The organism is Halomonas profundus (assembly GCF_020865425.1).
GTDB classification, from domain to species: domain Bacteria; phylum Pseudomonadota; class Gammaproteobacteria; order Pseudomonadales; family Halomonadaceae; genus Vreelandella; species Vreelandella titanicae.
The window spans coordinates 2,389,612-2,407,214 of record NZ_CP086344.1; the positions used below are offsets into that span (position 1 = coordinate 2,389,612).

Annotated in this window: 20 protein-coding genes; 8 read left to right on the plus strand and 12 right to left on the minus strand. The window is 54.3% G+C overall.

The features are described from left to right. Nucleotides 1-6 precede the first annotated feature (6 nt). Nucleotides 7-1,473 (plus strand): aminotransferase-like domain-containing protein, encoded by a 1,467-nt coding sequence (gene pdxR, locus LMS44_RS10670; RefSeq protein WP_498947266.1) that lies wholly within the window; start codon nucleotides 7-9, stop codon nucleotides 1,471-1,473. A gap of 98 nt (nucleotides 1,474-1,571) precedes the next feature. On the opposite strand, the gene LMS44_RS10675 is transcribed toward pdxR, so the two are convergent. After that, entirely contained in the window at nucleotides 1,572-2,516 is a 945-nt protein-coding gene (locus LMS44_RS10675) for an alpha/beta hydrolase family protein (RefSeq protein ID WP_414120309.1), read from the minus strand. A 99-nt stretch (nucleotides 2,517-2,615) separates the two neighbouring features. On the opposite strand from LMS44_RS10675, the gene LMS44_RS10680 reads away from it, so the two are divergent. Next, nucleotides 2,616-3,551, plus strand: coding sequence for an AraC family transcriptional regulator (locus LMS44_RS10680; RefSeq protein WP_414120307.1), 936 nt, complete (start codon nucleotides 2,616-2,618; stop codon nucleotides 3,549-3,551). A 124-nt stretch (nucleotides 3,552-3,675) separates the two neighbouring features. Here LMS44_RS10680 and LMS44_RS10685 read toward each other — a convergent pair whose 3' ends face one another. Beyond that, nucleotides 3,676-4,617, minus strand: a complete 942-nt coding sequence (locus LMS44_RS10685; RefSeq protein ID WP_414120305.1) for an alpha/beta fold hydrolase — start codon at nucleotides 4,615-4,617, stop codon at nucleotides 3,676-3,678. 43 nt (nucleotides 4,618-4,660) lie between these two features. Next, nucleotides 4,661-5,089 (minus strand): organic hydroperoxide resistance protein, encoded by a 429-nt coding sequence (locus LMS44_RS10690; RefSeq protein ID WP_027959358.1) that lies wholly within the window; start codon nucleotides 5,087-5,089, stop codon nucleotides 4,661-4,663. A 123-nt stretch (nucleotides 5,090-5,212) separates the two neighbouring features. On the opposite strand from LMS44_RS10690, the gene LMS44_RS10695 reads away from it, so the two are divergent. Further along, nucleotides 5,213-6,043, plus strand: a complete 831-nt coding sequence (locus LMS44_RS10695; RefSeq protein ID WP_414120303.1) for an AraC family transcriptional regulator — start codon at nucleotides 5,213-5,215, stop codon at nucleotides 6,041-6,043. A gap of 54 nt (nucleotides 6,044-6,097) precedes the next feature. Here the strand turns inward: LMS44_RS10695 and LMS44_RS10700 are convergent, their stop codons facing one another. Both LMS44_RS10700 and LMS44_RS10705 read right to left on the minus strand, forming a co-directional pair. After that, nucleotides 6,098-6,304: a winged helix-turn-helix transcriptional regulator gene (locus LMS44_RS10700; protein WP_414120496.1), complete on the minus strand. Its 207-nt coding sequence runs from the start codon at nucleotides 6,302-6,304 to the stop codon at nucleotides 6,098-6,100. A gap of 38 nt (nucleotides 6,305-6,342) precedes the next feature. Beyond that, the gene (locus tag LMS44_RS10705; protein WP_081742520.1) at nucleotides 6,343-6,702 is read right to left on the minus strand and encodes an Atu4866 domain-containing protein; all 360 of its coding nucleotides are present in this window, start codon (nucleotides 6,700-6,702) and stop codon (nucleotides 6,343-6,345) included. A 441-nt stretch (nucleotides 6,703-7,143) separates the two neighbouring features. Here LMS44_RS10705 and LMS44_RS10710 point away from each other — a divergent pair, with 441 nt between their 5' ends. Continuing rightward, a complete protein-coding gene (locus LMS44_RS10710; protein WP_238326126.1) occupies nucleotides 7,144-7,560 on the plus strand; it encodes a DUF488 domain-containing protein in 417 nt (138 codons plus the stop codon). Between the two features lie 82 nt (nucleotides 7,561-7,642). Here LMS44_RS10710 and LMS44_RS10715 read toward each other — a convergent pair whose 3' ends face one another. Then, entirely contained in the window at nucleotides 7,643-8,209 is a 567-nt protein-coding gene (locus tag LMS44_RS10715; RefSeq protein WP_022523567.1) for a Yip1 family protein, read from the minus strand. A gap of 127 nt (nucleotides 8,210-8,336) precedes the next feature. Here LMS44_RS10715 and LMS44_RS10720 point away from each other — a divergent pair, with 127 nt between their 5' ends. Beyond that, nucleotides 8,337-8,753 carry a MarR family winged helix-turn-helix transcriptional regulator gene (locus LMS44_RS10720; protein ID WP_027959362.1) on the plus strand — a complete coding sequence of 139 codons (417 nt, stop codon included), beginning with the start codon at nucleotides 8,337-8,339 and terminating at the stop codon, nucleotides 8,751-8,753. Between the two features lie 138 nt (nucleotides 8,754-8,891). Here the strand turns inward: LMS44_RS10720 and LMS44_RS10725 are convergent, their stop codons facing one another. The 5 genes from LMS44_RS10725 to LMS44_RS10745 form a co-directional block, all read right to left on the minus strand. Further along, a complete protein-coding gene (locus LMS44_RS10725) occupies nucleotides 8,892-10,385 on the minus strand; it encodes an MFS transporter (protein ID WP_190373240.1) in 1,494 nt (497 codons plus the stop codon). Between the two features lie 57 nt (nucleotides 10,386-10,442). Next, nucleotides 10,443-10,901, minus strand: a complete 459-nt coding sequence (locus tag LMS44_RS10730) for a universal stress protein (protein WP_009724647.1) — start codon at nucleotides 10,899-10,901, stop codon at nucleotides 10,443-10,445. Nucleotides 10,902-10,973: 72 nt separating this feature from the next. Continuing rightward, on the minus strand, nucleotides 10,974-12,566 hold the full coding sequence (locus LMS44_RS10735) for an MFS transporter (RefSeq protein ID WP_027959365.1): 1,593 nt from the start codon (nucleotides 12,564-12,566) through the stop codon (nucleotides 10,974-10,976). A 238-nt stretch (nucleotides 12,567-12,804) separates the two neighbouring features. Then, the gene (gene narL / locus LMS44_RS10740) at nucleotides 12,805-13,473 is read right to left on the minus strand and encodes a two-component system response regulator NarL (RefSeq protein ID WP_022523562.1); all 669 of its coding nucleotides are present in this window, start codon (nucleotides 13,471-13,473) and stop codon (nucleotides 12,805-12,807) included. Further along, a complete protein-coding gene (locus tag LMS44_RS10745; RefSeq protein ID WP_498947267.1) occupies nucleotides 13,473-15,371 on the minus strand; it encodes a sensor histidine kinase family protein in 1,899 nt (632 codons plus the stop codon). Before LMS44_RS10745 ends, narL begins: the two co-directional genes overlap by 1 nt. A 176-nt stretch (nucleotides 15,372-15,547) precedes the next feature. Here LMS44_RS10745 and LMS44_RS10750 point away from each other — a divergent pair, with 176 nt between their 5' ends. The 3 genes from LMS44_RS10750 (at nucleotide 15,548) to LMS44_RS10760 (ending at nucleotide 17,005) form a co-directional block, all read left to right on the plus strand. Beyond that, nucleotides 15,548-16,117, plus strand: coding sequence for a hypothetical protein (locus LMS44_RS10750; protein ID WP_223827952.1), 570 nt, complete (start codon nucleotides 15,548-15,550; stop codon nucleotides 16,115-16,117). A gap of 82 nt (nucleotides 16,118-16,199) precedes the next feature. Continuing rightward, the gene (locus LMS44_RS10755) at nucleotides 16,200-16,607 is read left to right on the plus strand and encodes a ribonucleotide reductase subunit alpha (protein ID WP_498947268.1); all 408 of its coding nucleotides are present in this window, start codon (nucleotides 16,200-16,202) and stop codon (nucleotides 16,605-16,607) included. Nucleotides 16,608-16,618: 11 nt separating this feature from the next. Further along, on the plus strand, nucleotides 16,619-17,005 hold the full coding sequence (locus LMS44_RS10760) for a SirB2 family protein (protein WP_022523558.1): 387 nt from the start codon (nucleotides 16,619-16,621) through the stop codon (nucleotides 17,003-17,005). 46 nt (nucleotides 17,006-17,051) lie between these two features. Here the strand turns inward: LMS44_RS10760 and LMS44_RS10765 are convergent, their stop codons facing one another. Next, nucleotides 17,052-17,588, minus strand: coding sequence for a nitrous oxide reductase accessory protein NosL (locus LMS44_RS10765; protein ID WP_022523557.1), 537 nt, complete (start codon nucleotides 17,586-17,588; stop codon nucleotides 17,052-17,054). Between the last annotated feature and the right edge of the window lie 15 nt (nucleotides 17,589-17,603).

The window sequence follows — 17,603 nt, forward strand, 5'->3', positions numbered from 1 at the left end:
ACCATTATGGTTAAAGGAAAAAACACAGCTGGGTTAGACCTACCTTTACCCACCAGCCCCGTCGGTGTAACGAAATCTGAACTGGCCTACCAAGCCATGCGCGATGGGATTGTGAATGGGTTGCTACAGGCGGGTGACCGGTTGCCATCCACACGCGTACTCTCGCAACGTTGGGGGGTAGGGCGTGGTACGTTGGAAAGTGTCTTTGAGCGTTTGCAACTCGAGGGTTACATCTCCCGCAAAGTGGGGTCTGGAAGCCGTGTCAGTGCCACTATCCCAGACCGATATTTGACGGCGCAAACGACGGCGACCCACCATAAAGAGCCAGCGATGGTCGAAGCGGCGCCCGTTAGCGTAAGAAAACACTACCAAGCCCAGGTAGGAGTACCTTTTGTTGCCCGGCTTGCCAGCCCGTTGCTTATTTCACCTGCTGAGTGGGGCGCGCATCTACAGCGGGCCATGGCAGCTATGCAGCCCGAGCAGATGTGTAGCGTTGAGCCGCAAGGCGCTTGGGTATTGCGGGAACAGATTGCCAAGTACTTGCGTAACCATCGGGGAATCGATTGTCTGGCAGAGCAGATACTCATCACTAACGGCATTCGCCATAGCATTGATCTGGTCGCGCGCTGTGTAGTAAAGCCTGGTGATCATGTGTGTGTCGAGGATCCTGGTTATCCAGCTGTACACCAAATATTTGAAGAAGCAGGCGCTAACCTGCTTTACGCGCCTATTGATCAGGAAGGGCTTAATTTGGGTGGCATAATAGGCGCAACTGAATGTCGTATTGCCTATGTGACACCGGCGCACCAGTCACCGCTTGGCGTTATCATGTCGGCGACTCGCCGTTTAGAGCTTCTTGACTGGGCCCAAAGCAACAACACCTGGATCATCGAGGATGATTACGATAGCGAGTTCAACTATCAAAGCGCGCCGTTACCAGCGCTAAAATCCATCGACACGATGAATCGAGTAGTCTATTGCGGGAGTTTTAATCAGGCGCTTTTTTCCAATTTGAGGCTTGGCTATATGCTTGCTCCACCAGAACTACAGCGAAAAGTGCTCGAATTGTGGCATACGGTAGGGCGTAGTGTGGGAGTGTCGGAGCAACTGGGGTTGGCGGCGTTTATGAAAGGCCCTGCTTTCTTACGGCATTTACGCCGTTCTCGGCAGGAGTATCAGACGTTGCGTGACATCGTGCTTGAAACCTTGAGGGCCGAAGCGCCGGGGCGCTATCGCATTAGTGGCGAACATGCAGGCTTCCACCTGATTCTGTGGTTATCACCGGATCAAGACGAAAACATGTTAATCCATGCAGCGGAACAGCAGGGAGTAGTGCTACAACCGCTTCGGCACTGCTGCCGTGAGATTGCATTAGCGCCTGCCATTGTGTTGGGCTTCGCAGCGCTAACACGTGCACAGGCTAAATATGCAGCTCGTAAGCTTGGGCAATTACTGCTTCCAACACCCAGTTAGCTGGTGACTTTTTCGCTTGGTCAATCGGGCCGCTAAATCTCGGTTCCGCCTCGGTACGCATGAAAAGCCTTCAGGCGAGCTGACAATGAGACCGCGTCTCAGCGCTCTCTCACGGTGATCTTCGCGACGGCGGCCGCGCGATCCCTGAGCGCAGCTTGGCTCTTTGTCCAGGCGTCTTGTTCTATGCAGAATATACTCCTTAGCCACGCCAGTGTCAGACGCCGTGTCGCCTCCAGCGCATCGGGATCTTCTACCTCGGTCTCTTTCGCGTCGAGCCCCGCGATTCCGCCAAGCCCATGGCCCACGCCACTGATTGTCAGCAGGGCATCGGCCCCCGGCGCGTCGTGGAAGGCATCCGCGTGCCACTCGGGGCCGCGTGGCGTGAAATGCGGGGCATCTTCCGCGCCGCAGACCACAAGGGTGGGCAGTTCGATGCCACTGAAATCCACGTCGAAGAAGGGAAAGCGCCGAGCATGGTCGGGTGTCAGATCGGCGCCGCCACGCCCAGGGGTTGCCAGCAGGACACCCGCGCGGATGCGCGGATCAGAGAAATCCTCCCCATACAAACGTCCGCCAAGTAGCAGGCTGCAGGTGTGGCCGCCGAAGGAGTGGCCTGCTACGGCGATCCGGTCGTGATCCAGCCGTCCTGCGATGGCTGGAGCCTGCTGCTCGATCTCGGCCAACTGGTCTAGGATGGCACGCATCTCGAGCACGCGCTCGCGCCAGTAGAAGGGGCCTTCAGGTAGGTCGGGGTCAAGTCCACCGACCCGTGAACTGGCGTGGGTCGGTTGAATGACGGCTATGCCCCGTTCGGCCCAGAACTGGGCGAGCGGGGCATAGCCGTCTTTCGAGGGGATATAGCTTGATGGACCAAAGCCGTGCGACAGGATCACGATCGGTATGGCGTCCCCAATTGCTGGCGCGGTAAGGCGCAACTCCAGGGGTTGGCGGCCAGGCATCTTCAGGCAGATCGGCGTGTAGGCCACTGTCAGGGCGGGATCCGGCGTCGGCAGTGCGCGGGACAGGTTGATCAGTCGGTTCATCTATTAGCCTCCTTGTTTGATGAGCAGGAGAGTATAGACAGCGATTACCCGTTCATGCGATACACAAATGTCCAAATTCTTTCATCAAGAGTCCAAAATATGCCCGATGGTATCGAAGACCCTCTGTCCAGTGTCGTCACGTTGCTCAAACCGTCGGTGTCTATCTCGAAGATGGTCGAGGCGGGTGGCCAGTGGCAGGTCGAGCGGCATGACATGGCCAGCCCCTTTTATTGTGCGATGGTCGAGGGGGGATGCCGGGTTGAGGTGAGCGGTCGCAAGCCGGTTACGCTGGCGGCCGGAGACTTCGTCCTGATCCCCGATCTGCATGACTTTAGCATGATCAGCGAGGTGCCGCCGGAACCCAGGGGGGCGGGCCGGCCGCTTGAAATCGGACCCGGGCGGGTTCGCCTCGGCCCGGCGGACGCCCCCGTGGAGATGCGCGCGCTGGTCGGGCATTGCCGCTTCGATACGCCCGCGAGCGACTTGCTGGTGTCACTGCTGCCCGAGATGATTCATGTCTCTGGGCACGATCGCCTGATGGCCCTGGTGCCGGTGATCCACGATGAGACCCGCGCCGACCGGCCGGGGCGTGAGCTGATCCTCCAGCGGCTTCTAGAGGTGCTGCTTATTGAGGCGCTCCGCTCGGGCCCTACCGTGAATATGCCGCCGGGGCTACTGCGCGGGCTGTCCGATCCGCAACTGGCCGCCGCCTTGCAGCGCATTCACGCGGACGCGGGTGGCGAGATTTCCGTCTCAGGGCTGGCGAAGGACGCGGGGATGTCCCGCTCCGGATTTTTCGAGAAGTTCCGGAGGGAAATTGGACGCGCGCCGATGGAATACGTAACGGATTGGCGCATGGCCATCGCTAAGACGCTGCTACGGCAGGGCAAACTTACCAACACGGAGATCGCCCTGCGGGTCGGCTACGGATCTGCCAGTGCCTTCGGGATGGCATTTGTTCGGCACGAGGGCTTTTCTCCCGGTGCGTTTGCAGGCAAGCAAGGCCGTAAGAGAGGTACAAAGGGAGTGTCTTGAAGACGACAGTGGCTATGATGTACAGGTTGTTCCCACTCATGGAGCAATGCTGTTTACTGAACTTTTACTGTCAAAAATGTTACAAACTGGCCCACTGCATGGCAGTGGGCCAATGGGGTAGCGATCAGTTTTGAAGGAAATTGAGCAGATCCTGGTTCAGCCGCTCTTTGTGCGTGTCGGTCAAACCGTGTGGGGCTCCCTCATATACAATTAACTCCGCGCCGTCTACCAATGCCGCAGACGCTTGCCCTGAAATGTCTAAAGGTACGATTTGGTCGTCGTCACCATGGATCACCAGGGTGGGAATATCGAATGCCGCCAAGTCTTCACGGAAATCAGTGGCCGAGAATGCAGCGATGGAGTCATAGGTATTTTTATGGCCGCCTTGCATTCCTTGTGCCCAAAATGACTGGATCAGGCCTTGGTTGGGTTCCGCGTCTGGGCGGTTAAAGCCAAAGAAAGGCCCTGATGCAATATCCAAGTACAGTTGGGAGCGATTGTTTAGAGAAGCTTCTCGGATACCATCGAACACATCGATAGGTAGTCCATTAGGATTATCAGGTGTTTGCAGCATTAGTGGAGGAACCGCTGAAACCAGGACGGCTTTAGCGACGCGATCTGTTCCGTGCCGGCCAATGTAGCGAGCCACTTCTCCGCCACCCGTCGAGAAGCCGACGAGTGTGACATCGTTCAGGTCAAGGGTGTTGATGACCGTGGCCAGGTCGTCAGCATAGTGATCCATATCGTTGCCATCCCAGGGTTGGCTGGAACGTCCGTGACCGCGGCGGTCATGAGCGATCACACGGTAACCTTGAGAGGCCAGGAAAATCATTTGTGACTCCCAGCTGTCAGAACTCAGCGGCCAGCCATGGCTGAAGGTGATGGCCTGACCTTCTTTAGGTCCCCAGTCTTTGTAGTACAGTTCCACACCATCAGCGGTCGTGATGGTGCTGGTAGTTTGTTCAGCATTGAAGGCTTCTTGGGCATCTGCAGCGTAGGCGTTTGAGCCAATTTGAAGGCCTAGTGCTAGCACTGTAGTGGTCAATGTGCGGTTTAGTTTTTTCATGATGTCGTTTCCTGTTCTCGCGGTTGAGTAGTGGTGGTGGTGTTTATTCGGTGATGGTGAGTGTGACGTCGATGTTATTGCGCGTGGCGTTGGAATAAGGGCAGACGATGTGGGCCTGATCGACTAACGTTTGTAAAACGTCGTTGGGCACACCTGGCGCCGCAATCGTTAATTCAGCTTGAATTCCAAAGCCGGTAGGTATCTGGCCAATACCAACTTTTCCGGTGACAGACGTGCTTTCAGGAAGGCTGATTTTTTGCTTGCCCGCCACGAATTTCAGGGCGCCCAGAAAGCAGGCTGAATAGCCAGCGGCGAACAGCTGCTCAGGGTTGGTGCCATCTCCACCCGCACCGCCCAGTTCGCGTGGCGTGGAAAGCTTGACGTTCAAAGCGTTATCGGAAGAAGTGGCTTGGCCTTCGCGTCCACCTGTGGCTGAGGCAGTAGCTGTGTAAAGAATTTTTTCGATAGTCATGTCTAGTTTTCTCCAAAGCAGTGGTTGATCCGAAAACAAATGTTGTCCGGTGATAGGCATTCTGCCTGTTATGACTGGACGATTGGTGATCTATAATCTCGATAAATTGATTTGGAGTATCAAATGGTCGATAGGTTAGCAACTCTGATGGAGCACTTTTCGGTAACGGCTCAGGTATTTCACGCAGGGGCTTTATGCGGCACCAATACATTGGAAGCCGATGGGGTATCAGGGCAGATGCACTTGGTGCGGCGTGGAACGGTTAAAGTGGTACACCACGATGGCTCTCTGAGCATTACGCAGCCCAGTTTGTTGCTCTATGCTCGGCCAATGACACACCGTTTCATGACCGATCCTGAAAAGGGTGCCGACATGGCCTGTGCAAGCTTACGTTTTGAGGGAGGCGAGCAGAATCCAATTGCAGCAAGTTTGCCTAACGTTGTGTGTTTGCCTTTGGATTCCATTGCTGGTGTAGCGCAGGTTCTCGATCTGCTGTTTGAAGAAGCATTTACCCAACGCTGCGGTCGGGTTGCGCTGGTTAACCGCCTATTTGAGGTGGTGATGATTCAAATACTGCGACAGTTGATGGAAAATAACGATGTGAAGGGGGGGATGCTGGCGGGCCTCTCACACCCACGCTTGCGCAATGCACTTGTTGCCATGCATGAAGAACCAACAAAAACATGGACGCTGGAGGTACTGGCGGAACGGGCAGGTATGTCGCGCAGTGTGTTTGCTTCCACCTTTCGCGACGTTGTGGGTGATACGCCGGGTCAGTATCTGCAAGGGTGGCGTATCAGGATGGCACAGCAGGCGTTGAAGCGCGGCCAGCCGATCAAGATTATTGCCGGTGAAGTGGGTTATGGAAGTGAAGTGGCCTTATCGCGCGCTTTTAAAGCCTATACGGGAATGTCACCAAGACAATGGCGAGAAGCGCAAACTGCCACTCTGTGAGATTTGATCGCTCAGCTCCAGACGAAGTATAAATACTAGGCAGACTCGCTGGCATCAATAACCGTCCCGATCGCGGTATGTCGACCGAATTTCGGTAGAGGCAGGCTGCTCCTTATCAAAGGCACGACGGTTCTCTTCAATTTGTGGCCAGTGAATGCGTATCCATGAAGTAAAGCCCTCTAGAGCGGGCAGCATACTGGCGCTCATCTCAGACAGCTCATACTCCACACGTGGTGGCACTTCAGGGAAGTAGTGACGAATTACGGCGAAGTCCGGCTCGGGTGATTCGTTTTTTAGCGCTACTCTTTGTTACGGTATAGCACCATACCACCGTGATAGAGCACGCCATCAATAAACTCGCCATCAGCGGTAAAACCGGTGTCGTCCCAGTATTCGATATAGTTACCTGTCACCTGATAGCGGCCCTGATAGGCGCTTTCACGCTCACCACGGGCTTCATCGTAACGATTGTTGGGTAAAAGTTCGTGGCGTATTTGGCCATCTTTAGTTACCCACATGCCAACATACGGGTGTTCTGCCATAGCGTTATCTCCTATGTTCGGGGCTGTTTGAGCCGTAGTGGTGGCGGGGAAAATAGTGATAATGCCAGCAACGACTATCGCACGTTGCCAGTAGATAGGAAGCTTGGTGTCTTGCATGTAAGGTCACTCGCTTTAAATGCCACATTTGCTTGAATAGCTCGGACACATATTCATACGGAGTTACAGGCTCGCCGTAGGTCGTACCACTATGTCGCTGGTATCAACGTCGTCCGGTTAATAAAACAACTTTTGATACGAGGTTAGTTGAAATTGTCATGTGTTAATCCGCACAATGAAAAATACCTGGAGAAGTTTAACTAGCGGGAGCAATCGCTCATAGAGACAATTCTACTGCATCCTTGCCTAATCCTATTATTAAAATAAGGGTGAGCGAGGGCGTTCCACCGTGGTGATGACCAACGCCCGGTTATGAATGGTGCAAATCCCTATGGCTATTAACCTGTCTAAGTTTGCTACTATGTTAATACCTATATAGCTTTACTCGCTGAAGCCATGCGCGCGCTGGCGGAGGTACATAAAACGATGTCGTATGAAGTCATGCTAAAGCGTATATATGCGCCGATAGAGGATCACGACGGCACTCGGGTGTTGGTTGATCGATTATGTCCTAGCGGGCTGTCTCCCAGTTTCCTGGCACTGAATGAGTGGTACCCGGAGATAGCGCCTGCGTCTCAATTATGCCGTCAGTATCGACAGCAAAAAATCAGTCAATCACTCTTTCTTGAGCGATACAGGCGTGAGCTGAAGGCATGTCCTGATAAGCTACTGCCTTTAATGAGATTCGCACGAGCGGGGCGAGTTACCCTACTAACCGCCGCTCGTGAAATTGAAGATTCCCACCTTCCAGTAATCAAAGAGCTGGCGCTATCAGCGCTAGAAGGGGAAGACGCCAGTGATCGTGAATTTTGCTCATCTCCCTGCCTGGCGCACACATTACCCACTTCTCAACGTTAGACCGTTTGCTTAACGCGTCATCATTTGGCTGACGATGACTGGATTGGTGCCCCGGTAGGCCAGTGCGCCTAATATTCATGGCTTAATAAGCCCAGATAACAGCAAACAAAATACCCCACCCCAGAGCACTGGCAGCCATGATTGTGTAAGTGGCTGAGATCGTAGCAACATCAAATTCTTGATGGGTACAGAGTGCTTGTAAGCCGTGGTAAATCAAGCTGCAAGAGACGCCCAGCCCGCTAAGTATAACCACTACGTTGAAAAGTAAGCTGGGTACCAATAGTGCCAATGAAGCGACGAATAACGGTATTGGTGCAAGTGTGGCAAGTAAATAGGCATCTTGATAGCTGATAGATAGCTCTTCAGTTCCATTGACTACAGCGTAGATTACCCAGCCAATAACGAAAAAACTCAATATCTCTGCTAGGAAAATAATTGTCGTGATAAAACGCCACTCTCGGTCAGCAAAGCCCGCCATAAATGCATCGCCGTAATGGGTGCCCGCATAATAGAGCATTACTGGCGGCAAGAGGGACATGGGTAACACCACCAGCCACGCTAGTAAAGGAATGGAGGGGGAGGAAGCCTGTAGCTCTTTCCAGCCTTCACGATGGTTGAATGGTAATTTGAGAAAAGTGAGTGCTCTCATTTCAGATCCCCCCTGCAGGTGTAATCTCAATGGTTATTTGTATCATGGTGTGATATTGTATTTTTTTAAAGCGCTCTAAATTGGCGAGTCAGCAATAGCCGAGTATGTGGTAAAGAGAATTGGAAAAATGAATAACCCTCAGACACTTGATAAAAGCGACTTTGAGCGGCTGTCGCAATTTCGCTACCGGTTGCGTTGCTTTCTTCGCCATAGTGAAGATATCTGTCGCCGCTATGGGCTGACGCCCTTGCAGTATCAACTATTGCTACATCTTCGTGGTTTCTATGGAAGAGACTGGGCGACGGTGGGGGAGCTAGCGGAACGGCTTCAATCAAAACATCATGGGGTGGTGGCGCTAGTTGACCGCTGTGAGCAGCTATCGTTGGTTGAGCGGCGGCAAGGGCGTGAGGATCGCCGTCAAATAGAAGTGCATTTATTGGAAGAGGGCGTGAATCGGGTAACGCAAATCGCTGAAGCTCATCAACCTGAGTTGCGTCATTTGCAGGAAGAGACGCCATTTCCTGGTTGGAATAAGCCCACTTAATGCTGAGCTTAAGAAGTTGGATATAACCAATATACATCACGACTCCTAATTAAGTGCGCTCTGAAGGTCACTATTTTGGCTTTTAAAGGCACTGTCTGGATCTTGGACAGTGCCTAGAACTTCCGAGAACTCTAACGATTAGCGCTTAGCACTCTGCAGTGCCTGTTCTTCGATGTCTCTATCGACTGAAGAGACGTAGTACTCGTCATCAAAAGCGCCTTCTGGCTCTTTGAGCCACACTAGGCAGATAACCCAACTGATGAAGGCGCCGGTCGCGATGATGTAGAAGAACTGCGACGGTGTGACAAACGTAAAGATGGTTAGGTAAACCACCGCGCCAACATTACCGTAGGCACCGGCCATGCCCGAGATTTGCCCAGTGATGCGGCGTTTGATGGAGGGAATGATACCGAAGGTTGCCCCCTCAGCCCCTTGTACGAAAATCGAGGTGCCGATGGTCACCGCAATGGCCAGAATGAGTGGCCAGCTCGAATTGAGCATTGCCATCAGCAAGAACCCAACGCTAATGCCAAACATGTAGCACAGCATCACAAAGCGCCGGTTACCCATGCGGTCGGAAACCATGCCGCCCATGGGGCGCGCCACCAGATTGACGAACGCGAATGACGCAGCGATCAGGCCGGCCGTAGCGGCATTCAGGCCCCAGGTCTCCTCAAAGAACATGGGCAGCATCGATACCACTGCGAGTTCAGCGCCGAAGTTGGCAAAATAGGTGCTGTTAAGCGCCGCTACGCTGTTGAACGAGTACTTATCATCCTCCGGTACACCCTTACGCAGGATCGGTAGATTGACTCGCAGGATCTGGACAATTTGATAGATGACGATCGTGATAATGGCTAGATAAGCGATGGTCGCACCAGTAACTGATAAATAGCCCATATACTGAATACGCCAGACCAAGATGGCGAGTACGCCGACCAGTGGGATCGTCCAGATGATCAGCTTGATCATATCGCCCCAGGAGCTCACTTCCATGGCAGCGGATTTGCGTGGCTTACGGTGAGCCTGAGCATCCGGGCCATCGGTAATCGCGAACCAGTAGTAAACACCGTAAGCGGCCATAACAATAGCGCTCTGGGCGATAGCCCAGCGCCAGCCATCGGGGCCGCCATACATGCTCAGGGCGATGGTCGGCAGCGACATGGCCGCGACGGCAGAGCCGAAATTACCCCAGCCAGCGTAGAAACCTTCAGCGAAGCCAATGTCCTTGGGCTTGAACCACAGCGCCGTCATGTGGATACCCACCACGAAGCTGGCACCAATCGAACTCAGTACTAAGCGCGCCACCAACAGCTGCGTCATGCTGTTACCGAAAGCAAACGCCAGTGCCGGTAGTGACATAGTTACCATAAGCACCGAGAACACCCGTCGCGGGCCGAACCGATCCAGTGCCATGCCAACGATGATGCGGGCAGGAATGGTCAAGGCGACGTTGCAGATGGCGAACAGCTTGAGATCATCCGTGGTCAGCCAGTCGACGCTCTTGAGCATGCTCGACGCGAGCGGCGCCATGTTGAACCACACGTAAAAGGTAATAAAGAAGGCAATCCAGGTCAGGTGCAAGGCCCGAATTTCGGGGCTGCGAAACTTGAATACAGCGGAAACTTTCATGGTCGTATCGTCCTGTGTCCCAAAGGTGGGCTGTACCAAAGGAGGTGTAGAGGCTGCTCAAGGGCTGGGTAGGATTAACAAGGGACACTCGGCGCGCCGGGCCAGGAACGAGCTGACGCTGCCGAAAGTCATGTAGTCGAGTTCATCAACAAAATAAGTCAACGACTTGGCGATGATGCCGCCGTCCGGCTGATGGCTATGGCGGGCAATGACCAGTAGGTCTGGCGAGAGTTTGCGAGTGGCCTGAAGCAGCATCTTGCGTGCATCCCCCTCGGCGAGAAGCTGCTCGGCCTGGAAGCCCTCGCCGATGGCGAATGCCACACCCTCTTGAAGGTGTTGTTTAACCTCATCGTGCTCCTGCTGAAAAAGCACCTCGTTGTTATCGGTAGCGTCGAGTGGGTTCTCCACCACGCCAACCAGTACCAGCAGAGGTTGGTTGCAGCGGAACATGTTGACGACCTGAGCGAGAGCCAGCTTGGCGTTTCGCGAACCGTCATAGGCGATCATGATTTTCATGGTGTCCTCCCGCATTGGGGTAGGGGGTGAAGACCCGGAGCTTGGCTCCGGGCGTAAAGACGCAAGCCCTATTTAGGGGTTCTTAACGTAGGCACCTTTGCGTAGGTAGAACCACCAGTTGATGACCAGACAGATGGCGTAGAAGACCGCAAAGCCGTACATGGCAAGCTCCGGTGTGCCGGCCTGGATTTGCTCGCCCATTACCCGCGGGGCGATGAAGGCGCCATAGGCAGCGACGGCTGAGGTCCAGCCAAGTACCGGGCCTTTCTGCTGCTGGTCGAAAATAACCCCGATGCTGCGGAAGGTAGAGCCGTTGCCGATACCACTGGCGGCGAATAACACGATGAATAGCAGCAGGAATAGCCAGAAGAATTGATTAGGATCGGTGGCGTTATAGGCCTGCATCATCACGTAACCGGTGGCGATAGAGGCGACCACCATGATTGCAGAGATTATTTGGGTGACGATGGAGCCACCCACTTTGTCGGAGATCCATCCGCCCAGCGGACGGATCAGGGCGCCCACGAAGGGGCCTATCCAGGCCCAGGTTAAAGCGCTGGGCGCCTCTGGGTTGGCCACGCGAATCAGCGTGCCATCGGCAGTGGCTTCCATCATGTTGCCGAAGATGACGTTGATGGAGAGCGGTAGGGCTGCAGAGAAGCCGATAAAAGAGCCGAAGGTCAGAATGTAGAGGATGGTCATTGACCAAGTGTGCTTATTGGAAAATATCGCGAACTGCTTCTGGATATTAGGCTTGATGTCGCCAGGAATCAGGCGCAACAGCACCAGAGTCAGAACAATGGTTAGCGGTAGGGCAACCCACATATTAAGCCAGCTGAGAGCCAGCATGCCGACGATGGCAGTCACCATGCCGACGCCGTAGAGGCCTAATATTTTGCTGAAAGCCGCCAGCGGCGAACCAGGGTTGGGCGTAATAGTGCGAAGATTGTTCATACCGAACCAACCGGCGAACGCTAATGGAACCAGGAATACAAGCCAGATAAAGCCAGCATTCTGGATCCAGGTATCTGTACCTGCTTCGATCCTGCCGATCAGCGTACCGCTAGCGCTTTGCAATTCCATCGGTGAACCGGCTATAGCGCCGAAAATGCCGACGGTCATTACCAGCGGGATGACAATTTGCATGGTCGTGACGCCGAAATTACCAAGGCCTGCATTCATGCCCAGGGCGTAACCTTGCTGCTTGCTGGGATAAAAAGTGGAAATGTTGCTCATTGAACAAGCGAAGTTACCGCCACCGATACCTGAAAGTAGCGCCAATGCCTGGAATACCCAGAACGGCGTGCCTGGGTTCATCAAGGCGATACCAGTGCCGGCTGCGGGGATCATCAATAGCGCGGTGGTCAGGAATATGGTGTTTCTCCCGCCAGCGATGCGAATCATGAACGATGCTGGGATGCGCAGGGTGGCACCTGCTAGACCGGCAAGCGCCGTCAGTGAAAATAGCTGGTTAACCGTGAACGAAAAACCCAGGTTCTGCATCTGGGTGGTAATCATTCCCCACATCATCCAGACAGCGAATCCCATCAGCAGACTGGGAATGGATATCCATAGATTGCGGTTGGCAATGTGCTTGCCTTCCTGTTCCCAGAATTGGGCGTCTTCGACATTCCATTTCTCAATGTCGGCATTTCTCTTGCTCATGGCGATTTCCCCTTGGCATCAAACCTGTCTGCATCTAGCAGTTAGAAAGCAAGATACGCTGGGGGAAGAAATTGGGAAATAGGTGGAAATAGCATGAAAAACAGCGACATACCTCTTGAGAGGTAGTCGCTGAAAAGCCTGGATTCATTGATTTTAAACAGAAAAAATCGAGAGGAGGTAAAGGCGAGTCAGAGCAAAAGTATTCAGGGAGTCTTTAGAGGTAACCACACAGAATCGATTAGTGATCGATACCTTCCTGGACTGCCCAGACGGCAGCTTCGACACGTGAGCGTAAGTTGAGCTTTTTGAGCAGATGCTTGACGTGAACCTTGACCGTGCCTTCGGTAATATCCAGCTTGCGCGCGATGAGCTTGTTGGAGAGTCCGCCAGCAAGCTGTTGCAGAATTTCGCGTTCACGCTGCGTTAGGCTATGAATATCCGGGGTGGTGGGGGCATTGCGCTGATTACGCAGGGCTTCAGCGAGTAGGGCGGTCAGGCTTTCGCTGATGACCATGCGCCCCAAAGCAGCCTGACGCAGTTGGCGAACCATGTCTTCAGGCTCCATATCCTTTAACAGGTAACCGTCAGCACCGTTGCGCAGTGCGGCGACAACATCATCCTCATGGTCGGAAACAGTGAACATCACCACACGGCCGCTATAGTTGGCTTCCCGTAGGCGGCGCAAGGCTTCTAAGCCATTGACGCCCGGCATGTTTAAATCAAGTAAAACCAGGTCAGGCTCAAGTTTGAGGGCCAGTGCAATACCTTCTTCCGGGTTGCCCGTCTCGCCAACCAATTCAAGGTCGTCTTCTAATTCAAGCAGCTGTATCACGCCACGCCGTAGTAGCGGGTGGTCGTCAATAATCATCAGGCTGGCGGGTGTATCGTTGGCAGTGGTCAGCGTCATTAAGAAGTCCCTGTACCTAAATGAGAGTCGGGGGTAGCCGTAACAGGTTGCTGCTGAATTAAGCGAGCGGTCAACGGAGTGAAGAGTATCTCAATACCAGTACCTCCTGCGGGGCGATTGGCGATGCTTAGCTCCCCGTTCAGGGTAGTGGCACGGTCGCGAATGATCACCAAACCGTAGTGCATAGGTGGCGAGCTATCGTCTTCCAGGCCTATGCCGTCATCCTCAATACGCACTAGCAGGCGAGCATCGGCGAAACGCACAGTGACCCCAGCCCAGTGGGCTTGGGCATGCTTGTGGGTATTGGCCAATGCCTCGCGAATGATCTGCAGCACGTGAATTTCTTCATTGGGGTTAAGTAGGTAAGGCGGCACATCGTAGTCAAGCTCGACCGTTACCCCCATGCGCTGGCTAAACTCATCGACGGTCTGGCGTAAGGCAAATTGCAGCCCTGGCCCCTCTAGTTTGAGTCGGAAGGTGGTGAGTAGCTCACGCAGTTGACGATAGGCGCTGTTTAAGCCGGTACGCAGCTCGTCGAATACCGCAGACTGTACTTCTCGGGTAGCTTCTTTCTGCTGCATGCGTTCGAGTCGGGCGACCTGCATCTTGAGATAAGAGAGCGATTGGGCTAGAGAGTCGTGAAGTTCCCGCGCAATGATGGTTCGCTCGTTGATCAGCGTAACGTGTTGCTGCTCCTCGATACGCCGCTGCAGATACACCGCCGTGGCGAGCTGGTCGGCTAACATGGTGAGCAGCCGACGGGTGCTATCGTTGAGCCGCTCCTGGGGATACCACACCTCCAGGGTGCCTAGCAGCGTATCGCCTACGCTAATAGGCAGTAGCAAGCACTGTGACTGGTTATTGGCCACCATCTCCAAGGGGCGAGGATCGATCAGGCAGGCGTGGCAATCCTGGTCACGGCAATACTCTGGTCGGGTACGCGAGTGGGTTTCTAAAACCGGCATTTCCCGTTGGTCGAAAGGATCGTTTAGGGAAAGCCGTATTGGCCCGATATCCAGCAGCTTTTCCAGTTCGCGTAACATGGGCGCTGCGCTAGAACAGAGGTCGTTACCGCCTCCATACAGCGAGCGGCTGGCATCGTGCATTACCTGCAGCGCCTGATTGCTGCGCTCAAGCTCCTGCTGCTTGCGCGACACCTTGTCTTCCAATGCGGCGTAGCTTGTTGCCAGTTCGGCAGACATCTTGTTAAAGGTATGGCCCAACAAAGCCAACTCGTCGCTGCCGCGGAGCTGGGAGCGTGGCTTGAAGTTACGCTGTGCCGCCTCGCGGGCCAGAACCATCAGTTGACGCAAAGGTACTACCAGATTGAAGCGAACATCGTAGAGGGCAATCGAGACCACTATAGCGATCAGTACAAGAAAGAGCACTTGCATCATCCCCAGCAGCCGCACCTTGGCCTCGGTGCTCTCTTCCAAATAGGTCACCAGCACTTCAATGTCATTGACCATCGCCACGATCATCATTTCTAGCGTATCGAGGTCAAGCGCAGTGGCTGGGGACGGTGCCTCTAGTGCCGGACGAAGCGTGTGCTGCCAGTAGATCTGAAGTTTTTCCAGTTGACGGCGGCGCTCGTGACGATCATCGATGGGGATCGTTTGTTGAAGCGTTGTGCCATACAAACGTTGATCGAAGCTCGAAATCAGTCCTTCGAGCTGTTCTGCGCTAGTCTCCTCTGGAGCATACTCCAGGCGTTGCAGTGCCCTCATGATTTGATAGGCATTCATGCGTAGTGAGCCAGCGACATTAATCGCGGCAGCATCGCCACGGCTGCTGTTAGACATTGCCATGGTCAGGGTGATGCTGATGAGTGCCATCCCGCTAATGGCAAGTAAGGACGCAATGATGCGAGCAACCAGGGAGCGCTGAAGTAATTTCATGGCATTTCCGATAGCGCGGAAGAGGTAAGGGAGTGTGGCACTGTCTGCATTTCGATACGAGGGCTATTCCTTTGGGGTTAGCCGGTCTACCTCCGATGCCTTTTGACCTACGCCCAGTATTTACAGACAATTCTTACATGTCTTCCGATGTCTTTATACCCTCGCTGGGAAACGCCATGCCATCATCTGTGCCGCCTCCCACGTTGGAGACATCAAAACAGCCAGTAAATGGTTATCAGTTGCTGGTAGCCATGCTGCTGATGCCGCTGGCAAGCGCTTTAGCGGTGGCTGGCTGGACACTTTATGCCCTGCTCGCAAAACAACCCCTCTATGTGCTGGTACCGTTGAGTAGTGGTGTGCTGTTGGCTTGGCCGGCTTGGTATATCGCCAGGCGGGGAGACACCTGCCGCTTGATGCAATGGCTATTACTGGGGCTAGCGTTGGCGCTGGGCGGGTTTGGGATGGCTAGCCGACCGTGGGAGTTTTTGTTAGTGGGGGCTGGGCTTGGACTGGGAGGTGCGGTGATTACGACGGGCATCGCCCACGCCAAAGGCTGGATGCCTGGTCGTTGGGTGAGTCTTTGTGTCGCCCTTTTTCTGGCTTTAGCGGCGGGGGTAGGGTTTTCCTTGCGGATGGCGCCTCTGGTAGTCCAAGCCTATGGTTGGCGTGCGGCGCCACTTAGCCTGTTGATCCCTCTGTTTATGGTAATGCTGCTGCTGTGGCTTTTCGTAGAGTCACCCGAGTAACGCCGCCTATGAGTCTCACCTGTTCATTCTTACCTACTCTCTCTCCTTCTGATTCTAAACCACTAGCGATAAGGCCCATTTTATGACCACAGTTTTTATGACCATAGCCACGTTTGCCGATTTACTGCTGGAAGCGCGTAAACAACCTAAGCCCCAGCGCCTGCTGTTTGTGTTCGTTCGCGCAGAGCTGCCCGATTTCCCTGATGCTGACCAGCGTCGTCGCTTCGAACAGGGTGAAGGGGGAGTGTTGGTGCCTGTGGTATGCGTAGATAAGTCGACGGAGGAGTTGACCAACATGGCGGCGTTGGTCGAGGAGTCACGCCGTACCGAGATCGAATGGGATCTAGTTTTCACAGCTGCCATGGACGACCCAAAAGATGACGCTGAGGTTGAACGGCAGCTCCAGCGTATGATGGAGTCGCTGCAAATGGGTAATATCACCGCCTATCTTGCCTTCGACCATCACGGCAATGCGGTTAACGTCGGCTAGGGACGGTTACCATGGAGCACTATTTCCTCATCAAGCACCTGCACATGACGGCCGCTGCGCTGAGCATCACGCTCTTCGTAGTGCGCGCCTGGTGGTCGGTGCAGGAAAGCCCGCGACTCAACGCCCGTTGGGTCAAGGTATTGCCTCATCTTATTGATACGGCTCTGTTGGGGCTGGGGGTGACTTTGATGGTATTGCTTTCCGTATGGCCCTGGCAGCTTCCTTGGCTTGGCGCCAAGTTACTGGCGCTGCTGGCCTATATCGGTATTGGCACCATTGCGATTAAGCGCGGGGCCACGCCAACGGTGCGAGCCCTAGCCGCGGTAGTGGCGGTGGCTATCTTCGCCTATATGGTGGGGGCCGCTGTTCATCACAGCCCGCTTTCCTGGCTAGCCTGAATTGCAGCTACTTTCTGCCTCACTCCTCACTCCTCACTCCTCACTTTTATTGCGCCATTGAGTGGGCGGCATGGCCGCTCCCTTCGTGGCGCCCGAGCCGGGCGAGCAATTCCAGGTCGATATCGTCATAGGTGATTATCTCGCCACCATGAACCGCTGCGAACTGCTCGGCACGCTCATGGCTGGAGAACGGCGCAAGGGTGTGGCCCATGCTGCCGCGCCGATTATGGCCGACCACATACCAAGCGTCTGCTGCAGGGATAAAGGCATCGTCTTTAGGTGCTTCCCAGGGTGTCACGCCGACATCATGTACATAGGCGTGGCGCAGCTGGGTCTGATTTTCGGGCTGCTGGAGGAAAACGAACATCTCCAGCGTGGAGCAGAACTTACGCGCGTCACTGTGGCTTTGCATAAATGCCTGACCTTTGGGGCCTTCGAATTCGGTGATAAACATACCGCATACATGGCAGATGTCATCGCCGCTAATAGGCTGAGGCGGCATCCTTTCGGCGCTGTCAGTGGCATTGTTGCAACCGGCCATGAGCAAAATAATAAGGGCCAGAATGGGCAGCAGGGCGGGCATGGTCAATCCTCGTTA

Excerpts from the sequence above, each read along its gene's own strand:
- LMS44_RS10680 (WP_414120307.1), top strand. The coding sequence starts at position 2,616 with ATGCCCGATGGTATCGAAGACCCTCTGTCCAGTGTCGTCACGTTGCTC.
- LMS44_RS10685 (WP_414120305.1), bottom strand. The coding sequence starts at position 4,617 with ATGAAAAAACTAAACCGCACATTGACCACTACAGTGCTAGCACTAGGC.
- LMS44_RS10715 (WP_022523567.1), bottom strand. The coding sequence starts at position 8,209 with ATGAGAGCACTCACTTTTCTCAAATTACCATTCAACCATCGTGAAGGC.
- LMS44_RS10735 (WP_027959365.1), bottom strand. The coding sequence starts at position 12,566 with ATGAGCAAGAGAAATGCCGACATTGAGAAATGGAATGTCGAAGACGCC.
- LMS44_RS10705 (WP_081742520.1), bottom strand. The coding sequence starts at position 6,702 with ATGCAAGACACCAAGCTTCCTATCTACTGGCAACGTGCGATAGTCGTT.
- LMS44_RS10725 (WP_190373240.1), bottom strand. The coding sequence starts at position 10,385 with ATGAAAGTTTCCGCTGTATTCAAGTTTCGCAGCCCCGAAATTCGGGCC.
- LMS44_RS10710 (WP_238326126.1), top strand. The coding sequence starts at position 7,144 with ATGCTAAAGCGTATATATGCGCCGATAGAGGATCACGACGGCACTCGG.
- LMS44_RS10695 (WP_414120303.1), top strand. The coding sequence starts at position 5,213 with ATGGTCGATAGGTTAGCAACTCTGATGGAGCACTTTTCGGTAACGGCT.
- LMS44_RS10765 (WP_022523557.1), bottom strand. The coding sequence starts at position 17,588 with ATGCCCGCCCTGCTGCCCATTCTGGCCCTTATTATTTTGCTCATGGCC.
- narL (WP_022523562.1), bottom strand. The coding sequence starts at position 13,473 with ATGACGCTGACCACTGCCAACGATACACCCGCCAGCCTGATGATTATT.
- pdxR (WP_498947266.1), top strand. The coding sequence starts at position 7 with ATGGTTAAAGGAAAAAACACAGCTGGGTTAGACCTACCTTTACCCACC.
- LMS44_RS10675 (WP_414120309.1), bottom strand. The coding sequence starts at position 2,516 with ATGAACCGACTGATCAACCTGTCCCGCGCACTGCCGACGCCGGATCCC.
- LMS44_RS10720 (WP_027959362.1), top strand. The coding sequence starts at position 8,337 with ATGAATAACCCTCAGACACTTGATAAAAGCGACTTTGAGCGGCTGTCG.
- LMS44_RS10760 (WP_022523558.1), top strand. The coding sequence starts at position 16,619 with ATGGAGCACTATTTCCTCATCAAGCACCTGCACATGACGGCCGCTGCG.
- LMS44_RS10690 (WP_027959358.1), bottom strand. The coding sequence starts at position 5,089 with ATGACTATCGAAAAAATTCTTTACACAGCTACTGCCTCAGCCACAGGT.
- LMS44_RS10745 (WP_498947267.1), bottom strand. The coding sequence starts at position 15,371 with ATGAAATTACTTCAGCGCTCCCTGGTTGCTCGCATCATTGCGTCCTTA.
- LMS44_RS10750 (WP_223827952.1), top strand. The coding sequence starts at position 15,548 with ATGCCATCATCTGTGCCGCCTCCCACGTTGGAGACATCAAAACAGCCA.
- LMS44_RS10755 (WP_498947268.1), top strand. The coding sequence starts at position 16,200 with ATGACCACAGTTTTTATGACCATAGCCACGTTTGCCGATTTACTGCTG.
- LMS44_RS10730 (WP_009724647.1), bottom strand. The coding sequence starts at position 10,901 with ATGAAAATCATGATCGCCTATGACGGTTCGCGAAACGCCAAGCTGGCT.